This window comes from Nonomuraea cypriaca, from assembly GCF_015645445.1.
In the GTDB taxonomy this organism is placed as follows: Bacteria; Actinomycetota; Actinomycetes; order Streptosporangiales; family Streptosporangiaceae; genus Nonomuraea; species Nonomuraea cypriaca.
Map to the genome: position 1 here is coordinate 1 of NZ_JADOGI010000118.1, position 16,952 is coordinate 16,952.

Here is a 16,952-nt window from a genome sequence, read left to right on the forward strand (position 1 = left end):
AACCCCCAACCCCGAAACCCCAACCCGAATCCCCAACCCAAACCTCGCGGCTTCGCCGCCGGAGGGTAGAAAATGGGCCGATTTTCTGTCTAAGATTCAGCTATGGCGCCCTTGATAGGTGAAGAACCGCTGTCTTTGACGCAGGAGCTGGATCTGATCGCGTTTGGGCAGCGCCTTCGCCATCTGCGTAAACAGCGCGGCCTCACCTTGTCGGACCTCGGGTCGCGCGTCAGCAGGGCACCCAGCCAGCTGTCGCTGCTCGAGAACGGCAAGCGCGAGCCCAAGCTCTCGCTGCTCAAGTCGCTCGCGGCCGCCCTGGGCGTCCCCGTCGAGGAGTTGCTGCGCCGCCAGCCGCCCAACCGCCGCGCCCAGCTGGAGATCGCGCTGGAGGAGGCGCAACGCGATCCCCTCTACGCCGGGCTCGGCCTGCCCCGGCTGAAGGTCTCCGCGCGCGTGCCGAACGACGTGCTCGAACACATTCTCGGCCTGTACGGCGAACTGCGCGCCAGACAGGCCCGCGGCACCGCAACTCCGGAGGAGGCCAGAGCCGCCAACGCCGAGCTCAGGCGCAGGCAGCGCGAGGTGGGCAACTACTTCCCCGAGATCGAGCAGGCCGCCGCCCAGGCCCTCGACGTGGTCGGATACCGTACCGGTGCGCTGTCCCAGAGCACGATCCAGGGCCTGGTCACGCACTTCGGCTACACCGTGCACACCGCGCAGGACTTGCCCCGGTCCGTACGTTCCATCACCGATCTGCGCAACCGCCGCATCTACGTCAAACACGAGCAGCTCGGCATGCACACCCCGCGCACGATCCTGCTCCAGACCCTCGGCCACCTCGCGCTCGGCCACGACAAGCCGCGCGACTTCGCCGACTTCCTGCGCCAGCGCACCGAGGCCAACTACTTCGCCGCCGCCGTCCTCGTCCCGGAGAAGGCCGCCACGGTCTACCTTCAGGAGGCCAAGTCCGACCGGGCGCTGTCGGTGGAGGACCTGCGGGACGTGTTCGCGGTGTCGTACGAGATGGCCGCCCACCGCTTCACCAACCTGGCCACCCACCACCTGGGCCTCGTCTGCCACTTCGTGCGCAACGACGCCGGGGGCACCATCTACAAGGCGTACGAGAACGACGGCATCGTCTTCCCCGCCGACGAGCAGGGCGCGATCGAGGGGCAGCGGATGTGCCTGCAGTGGTCGGGGCGGCAGGTGTTCGCCTCGCCCGACCGGTTCTCGGTGTTCTACCAGTATTCGGACTCGCCCACCGGGACCTACTTCTGCGTGGCCCACGTCGATCCTTCGCGCGAACGGGACTTCGCCATCACGCTGGGGGTGCCGTACAAGGAGTCGCGCTGGTTCCGCGGCCGCGACACGACCCACCGCACCAAGTCCAACTGTCCCAACGGCGACTGCTGTCGCCGCCCGCCCGCCGAACTGGCCGAGCGCTGGGAGGGGTACGCCTGGCCGTCCGCCCGCGCCAACTCCCACGTCCTGGCCGCGCTGCCGCCCGGGTCGTTTCCCGGCGTGGACGAGGCCGACGTCTACACGTTCCTGGAACGGCACGCCGGCGCCTTCTGAGCGCCGGTTTTCCCCTTCCTGCGGTGGTCCGCCACCACCGCATAAGCTGAAATGTGGGGAAACGGGGGGAGGGGTCGCATGCTGCCTGAAGTGCGCAGATGGTTGCGGCGCCGTACTTCGTGCGCCGGGGACTGGCCGTTGCGGGACCTGCTGGCCGCCAAGGGGGAGACCACGGTCAGCGTGGTGCTCCCCGCCCGTGACGAGCGGGCGACCGTGGGTGAGATCGTCGGGGTCATCCGGCGTGAGCTGCCCGGCCTCATCGACGAGCTCGTGGTCATCGACTCGCGTTCCTCCGACGACACCGCACGGGTGGCCGCGCAGGCCGGGGCGCGGGTCCACGCGCAGGACGAGATCCTGCCCGAGCTCGAACCGCTCGACGGCAAGGGCGAGGCGCTGTGGAAGTCACTGGCCGTGACGTCCGGTGACGTTCTGGCGTTCGTCGACGCCGATATCCGGAAATTTCATGCTTCATTGGTACGCGGCGTACTCGGGCCGCTGCTCATGGATCCCACCGTCGCCTACGCCAAGGGCTGCTACGACCGCCCGCTGAACGGCGCTCCCAACGGCGGCGGCCGGGTTACCGAGCTGGTCGCCCGCCCGCTGATCAACCTGCACTGGCCCCAGCTCGCCGGCTTCGTGCAACCCCTCGCGGGGGAGTACGCCGGCCGCCGCTCCGCCCTGGAACGCGTGCCGTTCCTGACCGGCTACGGCGTCGAGCTCGGCCTGCTCATCGACCTGCTCGACCTGGCAGGGCTGGACGCGTTCGCGCAGGTGGACCTGGGCTCGCGCGAGCACGCGCCGCAGTCGACCGAGGCGCTGGGCGGCATGGCGGCGCAGATCATGCTCGCCGCCTGGTCACGCCTGTGCCGCCAGGGCAAGATCCAGCCCTGTCACGAGCCGTGCCCGCGGCTCGCGCAGTTTCAGCGGGGGCCGCGCGGGCATCACGTCCTGAGCAAGGAGGTCGGAATCTCCGAACGCCCGCCCATGATCACCATCAGGTGAGGCCGGGAGTCACCCCGCGGCACGGTCAGGCGACCGCGATGCGGGGCATCCACATCGGCTCCTTCGCCAGCTCGGCCCACACGTAACGCAGCAGCAGCCGGGTCTTGAGCTCGGCGTGCCCGGGCGAGTCCCACAGGTTGTGGATCTCGCCCGGGTCCTCCTGGAGGTCGAAGAGCTCGCCGTACTCCTGGTCCTGGTAGACCGTGATCTTGTACCGGTCGTCCACGTACGTTCTGAGATTGAGCGTGCTCGGCTGGTGATGGAACTCCACGATGGTGTGGTCCCGCGCGGCCTGCCTGGTGCCCTCCCACACGTCGTGCTGGTCCACCCCCGTCATGATCCCCGGGATGGGCTCACCGAGGAAGCCGAGGAACGTGGGCGCGAGGTCGGCGGTGGACTGGATGGCGGCACTGGTCCGGCCGGCCGGCACCCGGCCCGGATACCTGGCGATGAACGGCACCCTGATCAGGTCCTCGTAGTGGAAGGGCCCCTTGGCCTGCAGCCCGTGCTGGCCGAAGAAGTGCCCGTGGTCGGTCGTGAACACCACGATCGTGTCGTCTGCGAGGCCCAGCTCGTCCAGCCGGTCGAGGATGCGGCCGACGTACTTGTCGAGCAGGCTGACCATGCCGTAGTAGGTGGCCACCAGCTTCCCGCGGTCCGCGTCGTCGCGCAGATGGGAGTGCAGCCCGTGGCTCATGTGCCCGGACTCGGGCGATCCGAAGCCGGGCTCCGCCAGTTGGGTCATGCCGAAGTGCGGCGGGTTGCGGTCGTGCTCGCCGGGCGTCGGCTCGGGGATCGTCAGCTCGTCCGGGTCGTACATGGTGTCCCACGGCTCGGGCGCCAGATACGGCGGGTGCGGGTCGAAGAAGCTCGACCACAGGAAGAACGGCTCCCCGGCGGCCGCGTATTCGCCGAGCAGCCGGTTGCTGCGCTCGGCGATCCAGGCGTCGTAGTGGAACTCCTCGGGTATCGACCAGGAGAACTCCGCGCCTGAGTCCATGCTCCCGGTCGGCGGCAGGAAATGCTCCCGCCACCCGGCGAAGCCGCGTTCCTCCATCCAGAGCGCGTAGTGCTGGCCGACGTGCGCCTCGTTGGTGTGGTTGCGCGCCAGCTCCACGTGCTGGAAGCCGTAGAACGGGCCGTGGAAGCCCTTCCAGAACGCGAGATCCTGGAGCAGCGGGTACGCTTCCAGCGAGCCGTGCTCCTCCGTGCCCGCGAGCGGCTGAAAGTGCGCCTTGCCCACCAGGGCGGTGCGGTAGCCGAGGCCCTGGAGGCGGTCGCCGATGGTGGGCGCCGACTCGGGCAGCTTGGTGCCCAGGCTCCACGCACCGTGCTGGCTGGGGAACTGCCCCGTGATCATCGACGCCCGCGTCGGGGTGCAGGTGGGGTTCGGGCAGTACGCGCGGGTGAACCTGGTCCCCTGGGCGGCCAGCCGGTCCAGGTTCGGTGTGCGCAGCTCCGGGTTGGCGACCCCGATGGTGTTCCAGTGCTGCTGGTCGCTGGTGATCAGCAGGATGTTGGGTCCGGTCATCGGGCGCTCCTTCGCTGTGACGTCACGCCCGCGCGTTCCGCCTCGATCTCTTCGAGCGGCCTGCCCGCGGTGTCCGGCATGAAGAAGAACCCGACCACGCCGGAGACCACCACGAACAACGTCAGCGCCGTCGCGACGCCGGTGATCCCGGCGCCCGCGATGGCCGGTACGGCGAAGCTCCACACGCCGAGCAGGATGCGCGCGACGCCGAACGTGAGGCCCTGCGCGGTGCCGCGCAGCATCGTCGGGAACAGCTCCTGGCTGAAGGTCTTGTAGCTCAACTCGCCGGCCAGCTTGGAGCTGACGGCCCACAGGACGATGCTGAGCTGCGCGGCGACGAGGCCGTACGGGGTGAACAGGAACATCCCGTAGGAGATGATCCCCAGCACCGAACCGATCCCCATCATCACCCTGCGCGAGGAGGTGCCGCGGTCGATGAACCGCATGACGACCAGCAGCGTCGGCACGCCGAAGAGCAGCCCGATCAGCGTGGTCAGAATGCTCACGTCCCGCCCGCCCGCGCCGAGCGTCTCCACCAGGTACGGCGTGAACGCCCCGATCGTGCCCGCGGCCAGATTCCAGAACGTGTAGAAGATCCCGGTGTAGGCGAGCGCGCGCAGGTTCGGCCCGCTCAGCAGCGCGCGGAGCTGCCTGGCCGAGGCGAGCGTGGTCTCGGAGGCCGCCCGCCACACGGCCGACTCGGTCATCCCGCGGCGCATCGCCCAGGTGATCAGCGCCACGACGACGAGGTGCAGGAAGACGATGCGCACGCCGAGCAGCCCGAGCGGGTCGAGCGCGTACGCCAGGGCGAGCACCACGGAAGGGCCGAGCACCCAGGCGATCTGCGTGAGGCCGAGCAACTTCCCCCTTGCCTTGGCCGGGGCCAGCTCGCCCACCAGCGCGAGCGAGGTCGGCACGTCGGCGCCGACGGCCAGTCCGGCGACGAAGGTGCCGGCGAGCAGCATCGCGGGATGGATCGACAGCGCCACGAGCAGCATTCCCGCGGCGAAGACCAGCAGGTCCCACTGGTAGATGCGCTTGCGGCCGAGCTTGTCGCCCAGGCGGCCGCCGACGAAGGCGCCGAGGCCGCAGCCGATGGCGTTGGGGCCGAGTGCGGCCAGCAGGCCCACCATGCCTTCGCTCAGCCCGAACTCGGTGCGGAAGAGCGTCAGGCCGGTGCTCACCGCGGAGATGGAGCCCGCGTCCAGGTAGGAGGCCATCCCGGCGAGCGCCGTCCACCTCCATTGCCGGCGGGTGACCGGTGCGGGGGTGGTCATACGAGTCTCCGGGGGGTAGCTCGTTCAAACGGATTCAACCGTGCTACACCATTTTTGGACAGCTTTGCAACGTTTGAAACATATGCCGTCTTCAACCCCGCATGTCCCGCTCGCCGGCGCACGAAGGTGACCCGGGATGTCGCGCTCGCCGGTGCCCTGGTCGTCCTTCCCGGGTGTGCGCGTCAGCTCCTGACGCTGCGGCCCTCCGCCCGGGTGAGGCTGATCGTGCCGCTGGTGCCGCGTACGCCGAAGCCGTAGCGGTACTCCTGGCGCGCCTCCGGGGACGCCAGCAGGCCGGTGATGAGGGCGGTGTGCAGCCGGCGCCACTTTCCCAGGTGCTCGACGTAGGAGGCGATCTCGTCGCCGGACAGCATCAGGGCGAACCGGTCTCCCTGGCTCAGCCTGAGCGGTATCTCGATGGGCACCTCGCGGAAGCGTCCCCCCACCCGGACGTCGAACCCGGTGGTCCCCCGGGTGTTGTTGTACCAGCCGGTGACGTAGTCGTCCCCGTCCTTCACCCAGCCGGCGAAGATGCTGTCCTCCTGCTCGCCGGTGCCGGCGAACGTACCGGGGGTCAGCACGATGACGGCCTGGTCTGAGGAGAGCACCCCGCGCCCGGCCATCAGGCCGAAGAACGGCGCCTCGGCGCTCGCGGCGAACCTGCCTCCGCCGACGTTGATCGCCGGCATGGCCTCTTCGGAGAACGGCCGGTAGGTGGCGTACTGGCGGGAGGTGTCGCCGGCGAACCGGTCGTCCACGTCGACCCTCCCGAACGTCGCGAGGTCGAGGCTCGGCCCCGGCTCCAGGCGGGCGCGAGGCGCGGCCACGCCGCTCGCGACCGGACGGGCCGCCTCGTTCCGGGTGCCGAGCCAGGACGGCGCGACCAGCACGCCCGCCGTCATGAGCAGCGCCGCGGCCACGGCCACCACCGCGATCTTCATCCCCTTGGAGGGCCCGCGCCCGGCACGTGCGTGATCGGCCGACGGCCCGGTCGGCACGGCGTCCTGCCCGCCGCTCACCCTGACCGGACCCGGGGGCGCGGCACCCAGGTCGACGATCGTGTGCCCACCGGGCCCGTTCGGCATGGCACGGCCGTTGCCGCCCCTTGTGAGCTCGCGGAGCAGCCAGGTGGCGGCCGGGCGCGCCGCGGGATCCTTGGCCAGGCAGGCGGCCAGCAGCGGGCGCAGCGGGCCTGGCACGCCAGAGACGTCGGGCTCGCCGTGCAGGATGGCGTGCAGGATCGCGGGCACCGCCGAGCCTGGGAACGCGGTCCGCCCGGTCGCGGCGAAGACCATCGTGCCGGCCCACGAGAACATGTCGGAGGCCGGGGAGAGCGGCTGGTCGGTGAACTGCTCCGGGGGCATGTACGACGGCGTGCCCTGCACGTGGGCGCTGCTCGTCACGTGATCGAGCGCGCGGGCGATGCCGAAATCGATCACCACGGGCCCCTCGGGGCCGAGGATCACGTTGGCCGGCTTGAAGTCGCGGTGCACGACTCCGGCGGCGTGGATCGAGGCCAGCGCGGTCAGCGCGGAGACCGCCAGCCGCTCCAGGCCGCTGCCGGTCCGCGGTCCGTCGCGCTTGACCAGTTCGTCCAGGGACGGGCCTGGGACGTACTCGCTGACGATGTACGGCCGCTCGTCCACGAGTCCCGTGCCGAGGACCCTGGCCGTGCAGAAGGCGGCGACGCTCGCCGCCACCTCCGCCTCACGCAGGAACCGCCGCCGCGTCTCAGGATCGGCCGCCAGCCGCGCGTGCAGGACCTTGATCGCCACGCGCGCCCCGCCGGGCGACTCGCCCAGGTAGACCACGCCCTGGCCACCCTCACCCAGCCGTGCCACGATCTTGTGGTCACCGAGCTCCCGGTATTCCGGCGCGCGATGAACGGTCACAGCAATTACCCCGTATGGTCGGACGATCTCTATGGGCGATCAGGCTAGTCGCAAGGAGCGGCGAGAACGACGATTCCCCACATATATCTCTCGGCGCCCGCCCCGCGCCGATCTCACCGGCGACCGCCCGCCGTACCGTTCCGCTACAATTTGTTGGTCGGCTGTAACGGAATGTGACTTCGCGGCGGCACTTAGTGCGATCGTGAGCAGAAGATTCTCCATCAGATGTGATTAGGCCCTCCTCTATCGGCGTAACTCGGGTTACATTCACGTTAATTTGCCCTCTCTTATCCCCCGAGTACACCGAAGGGAGAGGCATGAGAATGAGAGCATTGATCGCGGCCATGGCTGCCGCGGCGATCCTCATGCCGACCACCGCGCACGCCACCGCGGTCACCACCACTGGGACCACCGGTGCCGTGGCTCCGCCGCCCGACGACCAGTTCCAGAAGGTCACGCTCAACGACCACCCGGGCGAGCCGATGGACCTGGCCGTCTTGCCGGATTCGAGAGTCCTGCACACCACCCGGAGCGGTGACGTCTGGCTGCACGATCCGAAGACCGGCCTCAACACGCTGGCCGCGCAGCTCGACGTCTACCGGCACGACGAGGAGGGCCTGCAGAGCATCGCCCTCAGCCCCGGCTTCGGCAGCGGCTCCAAGAAGGACGACTGGGTCTACCTCTACTACTCCCCGCCGCTCGACACCCCGATCGACGACCCGGCCACGCCGGACGTCAACGAGGGCGACGCCCCGACCACCGGCGCGCCGGCGGACTTCGAGCCGTTCAAGGGGCTGATCCGGCTGTCCAGGTTCCGCTTCGCGGGCTCCACCCTCGACCTGGACACCGAGCAGCGCATCCTCGACGTGCCGGTGGACCGCGGCATCTGCTGCCACGTCGGCGGCGACATCGTCTTCGACGCGGCCGGCAACCTCTACCTGTCGACCGGCGACGACACCAACCCGTTCTCCTCCGACGGCTTCAACCCGATCGACGAGCGGGCGGACCAGAACCCGGCGTTCGACGCCCAGCGCAGCTCAGGCAACACCAACGACCTGCGCGGCAAGGTGCTGCGCGTCAAGCCCGGCACGCACGGGTCCTACACGATCCCGCGCGGCAACCTCTTCCCGCGCGGCACGGCGAAGACCCGGCCGGAGATCTACGCGATGGGCCTGCGCAACCCGTTCCGCATCGAGCTGAACCGGTCCACCGGGGACCTCTACGTGGCCGACTACTCGCCCGACGCGGATGAGGCCGATCCCGCCCGCGGCCCGGCGGGGGTCGGCAAATGGACCGTGATCCGTAAGGCCGGCAACTACGGCTGGCCGTACTGCGCGACGGCGCGGCTGCCGTACGTGGACTACGATTTCGCGACCGGCGAGTCCGGCGAGCCGTTCAACTGCGCCGCGCCCGTCAACGAGTCGCCGCGCAACACCGGCGCGCTCAAGCTGCCACCGGTCGTTCAGCCGGACGTGTGGTTCTCCTACGGGCCGTCGCAGGAGTTCCCCGAACTGGGCACCGGCGGCATCGGGCCGATGGCCGGCCCCGCGTACGACTTCGACGCCCGCGACACGCGCGGCCGCAATCCCGTGGCGTGGCCGAAGTACTTCGACGGCGTCCCGCTCTTCTACGAGTGGACCCGCGACTACGTCAAGGCGTTCCACCGCGACGGGCGGATCGAGAGCGTGCTGCCCTCGTTCGTCTTCGACAACCCGATGGACATGGAGTTCGGCCCCGACGGCGCGCTCTACGTGCTGGAGTACGGCGACGGCTATTTCCAGGAGAACGAGGAGGCCCAGCTCGCGCGCATCGACTACATCGGCCACACCGGCAACCACACCCCCGTCCCCGCCGCCGCGGCGTCGGTGACCGCCGGGCTCGCGCCGCTCAGCGTCGAGTTCACCAGCGAGGGCACGAGCGACGCCGACGGCGACAGGCTCAGCTACGCGTGGGACTTCGACGCCGACGGCACGGTCGACTCCCGCAGCCCGCAGGCCTCGTACACCTATGAGGAGGACGGCATCTACAACGCCACGCTCAAGGTCACCGACGGCGACGGCATGTCGGCGGCGGCGTCGGTGCGGATCGCGGTCGGCAACGCCGCGCCGGTCGTGGAGCTGATCAGGCCGGCCGACGGTACGGCGTTCAGCTTCGGCGACGTCGTCGAGTTCGAGGTGCGGGTCACCGACGACCAGGAGGTGGACTGCGCCAACGTGACCGTGGACTACATCCTCGGCCATGACGATCACGGCCATCCGCAGACCACCGCCCGCGGCTGCACGGGGTCCATCCAGACCACCGAGCCGAGCGGGCACGACCCGGAGACCGACGAGCTCGCCGGCGTCTTCGTGGCCGGCTACACCGACCCAGGTGAGGACGGCCTGCCCCCGCTGACCGGCAGCGACAGGGTCGAACTCCAGCCCACCCGATAGGAGATCTGCCATGTGTTACGGCTACGGTCCCAGCAGGCGGTCCCTGCTCGCCGCGGGCCTCGGTCTGGGGGCGGCCGCCTTCGCCGTCTCGGCCGCGCCCGCCGCGGCGGCGCCGCACCGCCCCGGCAAGCGCCGCGTCCCGCCCGGCCAGATCAGCATCCAGCTCTATTCGGTCCGCGACGACCTGGCCCAGAACTACGACGCCACCCTCGCCTACGTGGCCGAGACCGGCTACCCGAAGGTGGAGCTGGCGCTCGGCTACTTCGGCCGTACGGCCGGGCAGTTGCGCGCGTTCCTCGACGGGCTCGGCGTCCACGCCTCCTCCAGCCACGACGACATCAGCGCCGACGACGCCGCGCTGGAGACGAAGATCGCCAACGCGGTCACCCTCGGCCAGAAGTTCATGGTCGTGCCCTACCTCAACTCCACCAGCGAGGACCAGTGGAAGGCGTGGGCCGAGCGCATGAACGTCGAGGCGGCGGCCGCCCGCTCGGCCGGCCTGCGCTACGGCTACCACAACCACGCCCACGAGTTCACGACCGACCTCGGGGGCGGGAGGACGCCCTGGGACGTGCTCACCTCCGAGCTCGATCCCCGCCTGGTCCATCTGGAGATCGACATCTACTGGGCGGTCACCGGCGGCGTCGGGCGCGGCGTCTCCGACCCGGTGCGCTTCGCGCTCGACGTCATCCGCCGGGCGCCGCAGCGCGTGCTGCAGTTCCACGTCAAGGATCGGCATCTCGACGGCGACATGGCCGACCTCGGCACCGGGACGATCGACTTCAGGCGGATCTTCGACGAGCACCGTGTGCAGGAGTACATCGTCGAGAACGACACCCCCGACGTGACTCCGCGGCGTACCACGGAGGTCGGATACGACTATCTGCGCAACCTGAGGTTCTAGGGAGCACGTGAGCCCTCACCCCGAGGGCTCACGTCTTCTCCGCGTGCCGTCAGACGAGGTAGCGCAGCCACAGGTACGGCGCGACCAGGGTGACCGTGACCACCGTGACGATCAGGCCGTACTTGGTGAACTGCCAGAAGCTGATCGGCGTGCCGTTGCGGGCGGCGATGCCGAGCACGACGACGTTGGCGGCGGCGCCGACGGCGGTGGCGTTGCCGCCGAGGTCGGCGCCGAAGGCCAGCGCCCACCACAGGACCTGCTGGCCGCCGTTGGCGCGTACGAGTTCCTCGACGATCGGGCTCATGGTGGCGACGTACGGGATGTTGTCCACGATGGCCGACAGCACGCCGGAGACGCCGAGCAGCCCCAGGGTGGCCAGCTCCGGCCGGCCGGACGTCGCGGCGACGGCGGCCTCGGACAACTGACCGATGACGCCGGTCTCCACCAGCGCGCCGACCATGACGAACAGCCCGGCGAAGAACACCAGCGTGGGCCACTCCACCTCGGCGATGGCCTGTTCGGTGGTCACCTTGGTGGCCGCGACCAGGACGCCGGCGCCGAGCAACGCGACGACCGACGGCTCGTAGTGCAGGACCGGGTGCAGCACGAACGCCGCCATGACCAGCGCGAGCACGGCCAGCGACTGCCACAGCAGCCGCCGGTCGGCGATGGCCTCCCGCTCGTCCAGCGCCATGATCTCGCCGGCGCGTTCCGGGTCGTAACGGAACGACCGCCCGAACATCAGCCAGCACAACCCCACGAACACCGCCATCAGCACGATGACCATGGGCGCCATGTGGATGAGGAAGTCGTTGAAGTTCAGGCCGCCCCGGCTGGCGATGATGATGTTCGGTGGGTCGCCGATCAGGGTGGCCGCCCCGCCGATGTTGGACGCCAGCGCCTCAGCGATCAGGAACGGCGCGGCGTTCACGGCGAGCCGCTCGCACACCAGGAACGTCACCGGCGCGATCAGCAGCACGGTGGTGACATTGTCCAGCAGCGCCGAGGCGACCGCGGTGATGAGGACGAGCAGCACCATCAACCGGAACGGCCGCCCACGAGCCCGCTTGGCGGCCCAGATCGCCAGGTATTCGAAGACGCCGGTCTGTTTGAGCACGCCGACGATGATCATCATGCCGAGCAGGAGGAAGATGACGTTCCAGTCGATCCCGGAATGCTCGGAGAAGAACGCCGCCCCGGCGTCGGTGGCGTGGATCAGCAGCATGATCCCCGCGCCGCCGAGCGCGGCCGCGACCCGGTGCATCTTCTCGGTGGCGATCAGCGCGTACGCGGCCAGGAACACCGCCACGCTGATCCAGGAGAGCACGCTCACGAGACGGGCACCGGCGTCGTCAGCATACAGAGCCGGATCGTGGAAGCCGGGCCGGCAACCAGGTCATGGGCACGCACGGGGGCACATCCTTCACCAAAGGGGACAAACACCTGCCGACCAGACTTCCCGGCACACCTGTACCCAACGTATCAAGAGCCGCAAACATGACAAATGCCCGGATGGGCAGCTCGCGGCCGGGTTCCGGTGATCTTCCGTCGACGGGAGCGTCAAGAAAGCGTCTGTGCCCCGGCGAACGGGCGGCTGTTATGGTAGGCGCCGGTGCGCCGGGAAGTCTGGTCGGCAAGGTTCATGCCGTATGCCCGACTGGAGGCGTTCGTGACCCGTTCTTCGTGGTGCCGTCGATGAGCACGTTATTGACGGCGTTCGCGGGCGTGCTGCTGCTCGCCGTGCTGCTGTCGAGCTTGGCCCACCGCACCATCCTGTCCACGGCGGCGCTGTTCCTGGTGGCCGGGTTCGTGCTCGGCGACGGGGTGCTGGGCGTGGTCTCGTTGCGGCCGGACGACGACCTCGTGTCGACGCTCGCCGAGCTGGCCCTGTTCACGGTGCTGTTCACCGACGGCATGCGGGTGGGCTGGGCCGAGCTCCGCAGCGCCTGGCGGCTGCCCGGCCGGGCGCTCGGCTGGGGGCTGCCGCTCACCCTGGTCATCACCGCCGCCGGCGCGCACTACCTGGTCGGCCTCGGCTGGATCGAGTCGCTGCTGATCGGCGCGGTCCTGGCGCCCACCGACCCCGTCTTCGCCGCCGCCCTGGTGGGCAACGAGAAGGTGCCGCCCCGGCTGCGGCAGCTCCTCAACGTCGAGTCCGGCGTCAACGACGGGCTGGCGCTGCCGTTCGTCATCCTGTTCCTGGCGGTCGCGTCCGGTTCGGAGGACCTGCACCTCGGCGAGCTGGGCACCGAACTCGGCCTCGGCGTCCTCATCGGAGTCGTCATCCCGTGGCTGGCGATCAAGCTGGAGCAGACCCGCTGGTTCTCCGCCTCCACCCCGTACGAACCGCTCAACGCCCTGGCCATCGGCCTGCTGGTGCTCGCGGTCGGCAAGGCCACGCACGGCAACCTGTTCCTGGCCGCCTTCTCCGCCGGGATCACCGTGGCGACCTTCGGGCAGCGGCAGCGGGAGTCGTTCGAGCACTTCGGCGAGCTCATCGCCGAGCTCTTCAAGCTGGCCGCGCTGCTGGTGTTCGGCGCGCTCATCACACCGGCGCTGCTCGGCTCGGTCGGCTGGCGTGGCTGGCTGTTCGCCGTCCTCGCCCTGGTGCTCGCCCGCCCGATCGCCATCTGGCTGTCCTTCCTGCGCTCCGGGCTGTCGGTGCGCGAGCAGGCGGCGGTCGCCTGGTTCGGCCCCAAGGGCTTCGCCTCCGTCGTCTACGGCCTGCTCGTGCTCGGCTCCGGCATCGCCACCGCGCAGGGCGTCTTCGAGCTCGTGGCCGTGACGATCGTCCTGTCGATCCTGCTGCACTCCTCCACCGACATCGTGGTGGCCCGGGGTTTCGACGAGGAGCGCGACGTCCCAGCCTGGTTCGGCCTCACCCGCCGGCTGCGCGGCAACGGCCGCGAAGAGACCGAATGAGGGGTCTCTGCCCTGTTAGTAAACAGGTGCGCGATCGGCCCGGTTCTTCTATGTTCGGTCTGACCATGCGCGTCCCCCAAGGAGAGTTCGCTGTGAAGAGGCTTCTCGAAGGAACCGCTCTGCGCACCGGTGTCGTCGCCTTTCGAGCCGTGGGTAAGAGGTGCTGACTCACGGTCACGACGACCCGGGCCGGTCGGGAGGACCGCCCGGGTCGCGGTACGAGCCGGTTCGATCAAGGTCAGCCGAGGTAGCCGACCGCGGAGTCGAGGCTCCAGCCGGGCTCGTTCTTGATGATCGCGTCCTTCTGGGCGGTGGTGACGATACGCCACCCTGGGTGAACGGCGGCGGCTGGCTCAGCGTGGACGGGTGGCGGGTCGACTGATCTACCGCGACCTCGACCGCGTGCACCGGATCTTCGACAACCGTCGAGCAGCCGGCCTCGCGGCTGAAGCCGATCTCGCCCGCGCTCAGGACCGGTCTGCCGCTGGCACATGCGACATGCTCGCCGCGGCGGGGCGCCAAGCGACGAGGACACCGTCCTCGTTATCGCCCACTGGCAGTGCGCCGGACAGGGCCGTTCGGCCGGCGACGCGTTCCTCACCGCAGCCGTCACCGGCACCTCTTCGGGAGGGAGACGCACGAACGACCGCATGGCGGATTCGGGCCGTCCCCGAAAGCCGCTGTTACCCTGACCGCATGCGGATCAGGAGTGGCAAGCGACTCCCCGGCACATGCATCGGCGCGGCACGAGCCGACCGCCATCGTGAGCCGTGGCCGACGTGGACTCGCTGACCTGGACACAGGATCGCCATTTGATCCCGACACGTATGCCGCTGGGGCGCGCCTGTGGCTGCATGGGCGGGATAGCGGTCGGCAGCGCGGTGGCGGTGGTCCTTTGCCTGGGGCTGGGGCTGTCGTGGTGGTGGGGCCTTGCGGCATGGGCGGCGGCCTTTGTCCTCAGCGCGATGATCGGCCGTGCCCTCAAGCGACAAGTCCTGTTGGAACGCGTGGAGTTCACCCGATCTCAGGTGTCCCTGACGGGTCCGTCTTCCTGCTCCGTTGTGGATATCGACACGGTGATCGAGGTCAACGTCATGCACACGGGCGAGACCGCCGACAGCCGATCCACCACGCTCCAACTGAGATTTGGCAGGTCGAACCGGCTGATCAAGACGGTGAGCCTCACGAATCGCCATGACCCCGCTCTGGCGAGCAGGCTGGCTCAGCTACTCGGACCTGGGATCCGGATTCAGGAAAGCACGACGAACATCGTGCGGGAACCCTGAGCAGGCTCTGCGACGGCCTGGCGCTCCTACCGCTTTAACAAGCCACAAATTGGCAACAATAGGAAGGCCCTTGGCAGCAGGAGGCAGGATGCGCAAATGGTTCAAAAGGGATGGAAATGCCGACGACAAAGCCCAGCACAAGCGTGCACAGGTGGCCTGGGAAACGGCGAACCGTCTGTTCGAGCAAGGCAACGTGCAAGACCTGGCGGCCCCTCTGCGTGAGGCCGCCGAACTCGGACACACTGAGGCGATGACCAACCTCGGGGTGGTGCTGCACCAGGAGGGGCGCGACGCCGAGGCTGAACAGTGGTGGCAGCGCGCGGCCCGCCAGGGCAGCATCGACTCCATGTACAACCTGGGCAACTTCTGCATGAAGAACCGCCGGGTGTTGGACGGCGAGCGCTGGCTCGCGCGCGCCGCCGAGGCCGGACACCTGCAGGCCATGAGCGACCTGGGCGTGTTCCTCTTCCAGGCAGGCCAGGTGTCCGACGCCAAGGATCTGTGGACGCGTGCCGCCAGGCAGGGCAACGCAGCCGCGGCCCGGAACCTCGAGGTCTTTCGCGTGGCCGATGCGGCCCTGAAGGAACCTGATCGCAGAGGTCGGAACCGACGGCCGCGCTGACCGTCCCTGGCCGGCATGTGCCGGCGGCCAGCCCGCGCCAGGCCGCATGCCGTACGAGATCAGCGCCATCGTCTCCTCCATCGGAGACACCGTGTCTGCCGATAATGTCGTCCGCACAGGTCATCCAGCCTGCCGCGCTCTGATGGGGCTACCGCCCCACGGTCCGGCGCGCGGGGCCGCCGGCGCTGCGGGGCACGATGGGGACCAGGCCGATGGCACTGAGCACGGCGACCACCCCGTTCTCGATCCGCTGGCCCGTGGACGGAGAGTAGCCGGGGCCGCTGCAGAGGCCGTCCCGGCACACGGTGGGTGGTGTGCTGGAGCACCCTGTGGCCACCAGGACGGCGGCGGCTGCGGCGGCCAGTCGGAGTCGGGGCATGGCGGCCCTTCCGGTCGATGTCTGGGTGCTCTATGGTGCCGTAGTCATACGAGCCTTGGGAGGGTGGACGAGCGGTGGATGAGCTGCGTAGGGCCGATCGCGGGCTCCGGATCGCCCGGGCGGTCATGTTCGCGCAGGCCGCGGCCTCGCTCGGGATCTGGATCGTACAGCTGCTCACGATCGTCAGTCGGCTCGAGCACAACCAGGCCGTGCCCGGTTCGGTGTGGCTCGTGGCGGTCGTCAACCCGGTTATCGCCGTGCTCGCCGCCATCGCCGCGGCGTTCCTGTTCACCCGCTCGTGGGCCCGGCCGCTGAGCGTGGCCGTGGAGTGCGTCGGGTGCTTGGGGGCGCTGATCAGCGTGATCAACGGCTTCTACCAGGCCGTGGTCGCGATCGCTGTGGCGGTCGCAGTGATCAGGCTGATCATCAGGTACGAGAAGGTCGTTCCGCCGCTTGATCTCGACACGCACGACCACGACGACCAACCACCCCAGGCCACCGAATCCGCCAAGTAGTGCGAACAACCCCGCTACGCCGGCGCCACGGTGTCCGACATCCCGAGCGGCCCCAGGATCAGCCGCTGCAACTCCTCGGCGAACGAGCGTCCGGTGACCTTCTCGATCAGCATCCTGGCCAGCACGTAGTTGGTGTTGGAATAGCTCCAGTCCGTCCCCGGCTCAAACCGCACCGGCTTGGACAACGCCAGCCTGTCCGGTGCCAAAACTCGCTCGTAGCGCTGGCCTGCGGTTTCGCACTGCTCGTGGGAAAGCGCCGGCGACTGGACGAACTGCCGGTAGCTGCGCAACACAGGAACAAGCCCTCCGTTCCGGCAGGGGAGCGGAGGGCTGTCAATCGCCTGCAGCGCGGTGGCCAGGCGCTCACGCTCGCCCGGCGCCAGGCCGCTCTCGCCCAGCTGGTGGGCGAGCAGGTCCTTCCCCAGGAAATCGCTGTGTTGCGGCAGGTCGTGTTGTGATCGTCCTGTAGAAATGTTGCGGGCGTCGACAGCTCTGCCGAGATGAAGGCCCTGCGCGGACATAATGCGCATCTCGACCCGCCCGTGCGATCTCGTCTTTTATCGAGCACCTTCGGCCCTCCGCTGTGGCGGCCGGTCGGCCGCGTTTTCGGCCTAT

14 protein-coding genes are annotated in these 16,952 nt (G+C 69.2%); 8 read left to right on the forward strand and 6 right to left on the reverse strand.

Annotated elements, in window-relative coordinates; all coding sequences use genetic code 11:
- The first annotated feature begins 102 nt into the window (after positions 1 to 102).
- Entirely contained in the window at positions 103 to 1,575 is a 1,473-nt protein-coding gene (locus tag ITP53_RS32255) for a helix-turn-helix domain-containing protein (RefSeq protein WP_407941337.1), read from the forward strand.
- A gap of 78 nt (positions 1,576 to 1,653) precedes the next feature.
- A complete protein-coding gene (locus tag ITP53_RS32260) occupies positions 1,654 to 2,577 on the forward strand; it encodes a glucosyl-3-phosphoglycerate synthase (protein ID WP_195899232.1) in 924 nt (307 codons plus the stop codon).
- Between the two features lie 25 nt (positions 2,578 to 2,602).
- Here ITP53_RS32260 and ITP53_RS32265 read toward each other — a convergent pair whose 3' ends face one another.
- The 3 genes from ITP53_RS32265 to ITP53_RS32275 all read right to left on the reverse strand — a co-directional run bounded on the left by ITP53_RS32265 (position 2,603) and on the right by ITP53_RS32275 (position 7,277).
- Entirely contained in the window at positions 2,603 to 4,108 is a 1,506-nt protein-coding gene (locus ITP53_RS32265; RefSeq protein WP_195899233.1) for a sulfatase family protein, read from the reverse strand.
- Entirely contained in the window at positions 4,105 to 5,385 is a 1,281-nt protein-coding gene (locus tag ITP53_RS32270; protein WP_207756691.1) for an MFS transporter, read from the reverse strand. Before ITP53_RS32270 ends, ITP53_RS32265 begins: the two co-directional genes overlap by 4 nt.
- Before the next feature lie 182 nt (positions 5,386 to 5,567).
- Positions 5,568 to 7,277: a serine/threonine protein kinase gene (locus ITP53_RS32275; protein ID WP_195899234.1), complete on the reverse strand. Its 1,710-nt coding sequence runs from the start codon at positions 7,275 to 7,277 to the stop codon at positions 5,568 to 5,570.
- Between the two features lie 323 nt (positions 7,278 to 7,600).
- Between ITP53_RS32275 and ITP53_RS32280 the strand changes: the two genes are divergently transcribed.
- The gene (locus ITP53_RS32280) at positions 7,601 to 9,709 is read left to right on the forward strand and encodes a PQQ-dependent sugar dehydrogenase (RefSeq protein WP_195899235.1); all 2,109 of its coding nucleotides are present in this window, start codon (positions 7,601 to 7,603) and stop codon (positions 9,707 to 9,709) included.
- A gap of 10 nt (positions 9,710 to 9,719) precedes the next feature.
- The gene (locus ITP53_RS32285; RefSeq protein ID WP_195899236.1) at positions 9,720 to 10,613 is read left to right on the forward strand and encodes a sugar phosphate isomerase/epimerase family protein; all 894 of its coding nucleotides are present in this window, start codon (positions 9,720 to 9,722) and stop codon (positions 10,611 to 10,613) included.
- Positions 10,614 to 10,662: 49 nt separating this feature from the next.
- Here ITP53_RS32285 and ITP53_RS32290 read toward each other — a convergent pair whose 3' ends face one another.
- A complete protein-coding gene (locus tag ITP53_RS32290; RefSeq protein WP_195899237.1) occupies positions 10,663 to 11,946 on the reverse strand; it encodes an ArsB/NhaD family transporter in 1,284 nt (427 codons plus the stop codon).
- Between the two features lie 362 nt (positions 11,947 to 12,308).
- On the opposite strand from ITP53_RS32290, the gene ITP53_RS32295 reads away from it, so the two are divergent.
- From ITP53_RS32295 to ITP53_RS32305, 3 genes are all read left to right on the forward strand, one after another.
- Positions 12,309 to 13,535, forward strand: a complete 1,227-nt coding sequence (locus ITP53_RS32295) for a cation:proton antiporter (RefSeq protein ID WP_195899238.1) — start codon at positions 12,309 to 12,311, stop codon at positions 13,533 to 13,535.
- Between the two features lie 770 nt (positions 13,536 to 14,305).
- Entirely contained in the window at positions 14,306 to 14,821 is a 516-nt protein-coding gene (locus ITP53_RS32300; RefSeq protein ID WP_195899239.1) for a hypothetical protein, read from the forward strand.
- 88 nt (positions 14,822 to 14,909) lie between these two features.
- Positions 14,910 to 15,443, forward strand: a complete 534-nt coding sequence (locus tag ITP53_RS32305; protein WP_195899240.1) for a tetratricopeptide repeat protein — start codon at positions 14,910 to 14,912, stop codon at positions 15,441 to 15,443.
- Positions 15,444 to 15,591: 148 nt separating this feature from the next.
- On the opposite strand, the gene ITP53_RS32310 is transcribed toward ITP53_RS32305, so the two are convergent.
- Positions 15,592 to 15,822 carry a hypothetical protein gene (locus ITP53_RS32310; RefSeq protein WP_195899241.1) on the reverse strand — a complete coding sequence of 77 codons (231 nt, stop codon included), beginning with the start codon at positions 15,820 to 15,822 and terminating at the stop codon, positions 15,592 to 15,594.
- 74 nt (positions 15,823 to 15,896) lie between these two features.
- Here ITP53_RS32310 and ITP53_RS32315 point away from each other — a divergent pair, with 74 nt between their 5' ends.
- On the forward strand, positions 15,897 to 16,337 hold the full coding sequence (locus ITP53_RS32315) for a hypothetical protein (protein ID WP_195899242.1): 441 nt from the start codon (positions 15,897 to 15,899) through the stop codon (positions 16,335 to 16,337).
- A gap of 14 nt (positions 16,338 to 16,351) precedes the next feature.
- Here ITP53_RS32315 and ITP53_RS61320 read toward each other — a convergent pair whose 3' ends face one another.
- The gene (locus ITP53_RS61320; protein ID WP_407941338.1) at positions 16,352 to 16,858 is read right to left on the reverse strand and encodes a serine hydrolase; all 507 of its coding nucleotides are present in this window, start codon (positions 16,856 to 16,858) and stop codon (positions 16,352 to 16,354) included.
- Positions 16,859 to 16,952: the final 94 nt, after the last annotated feature.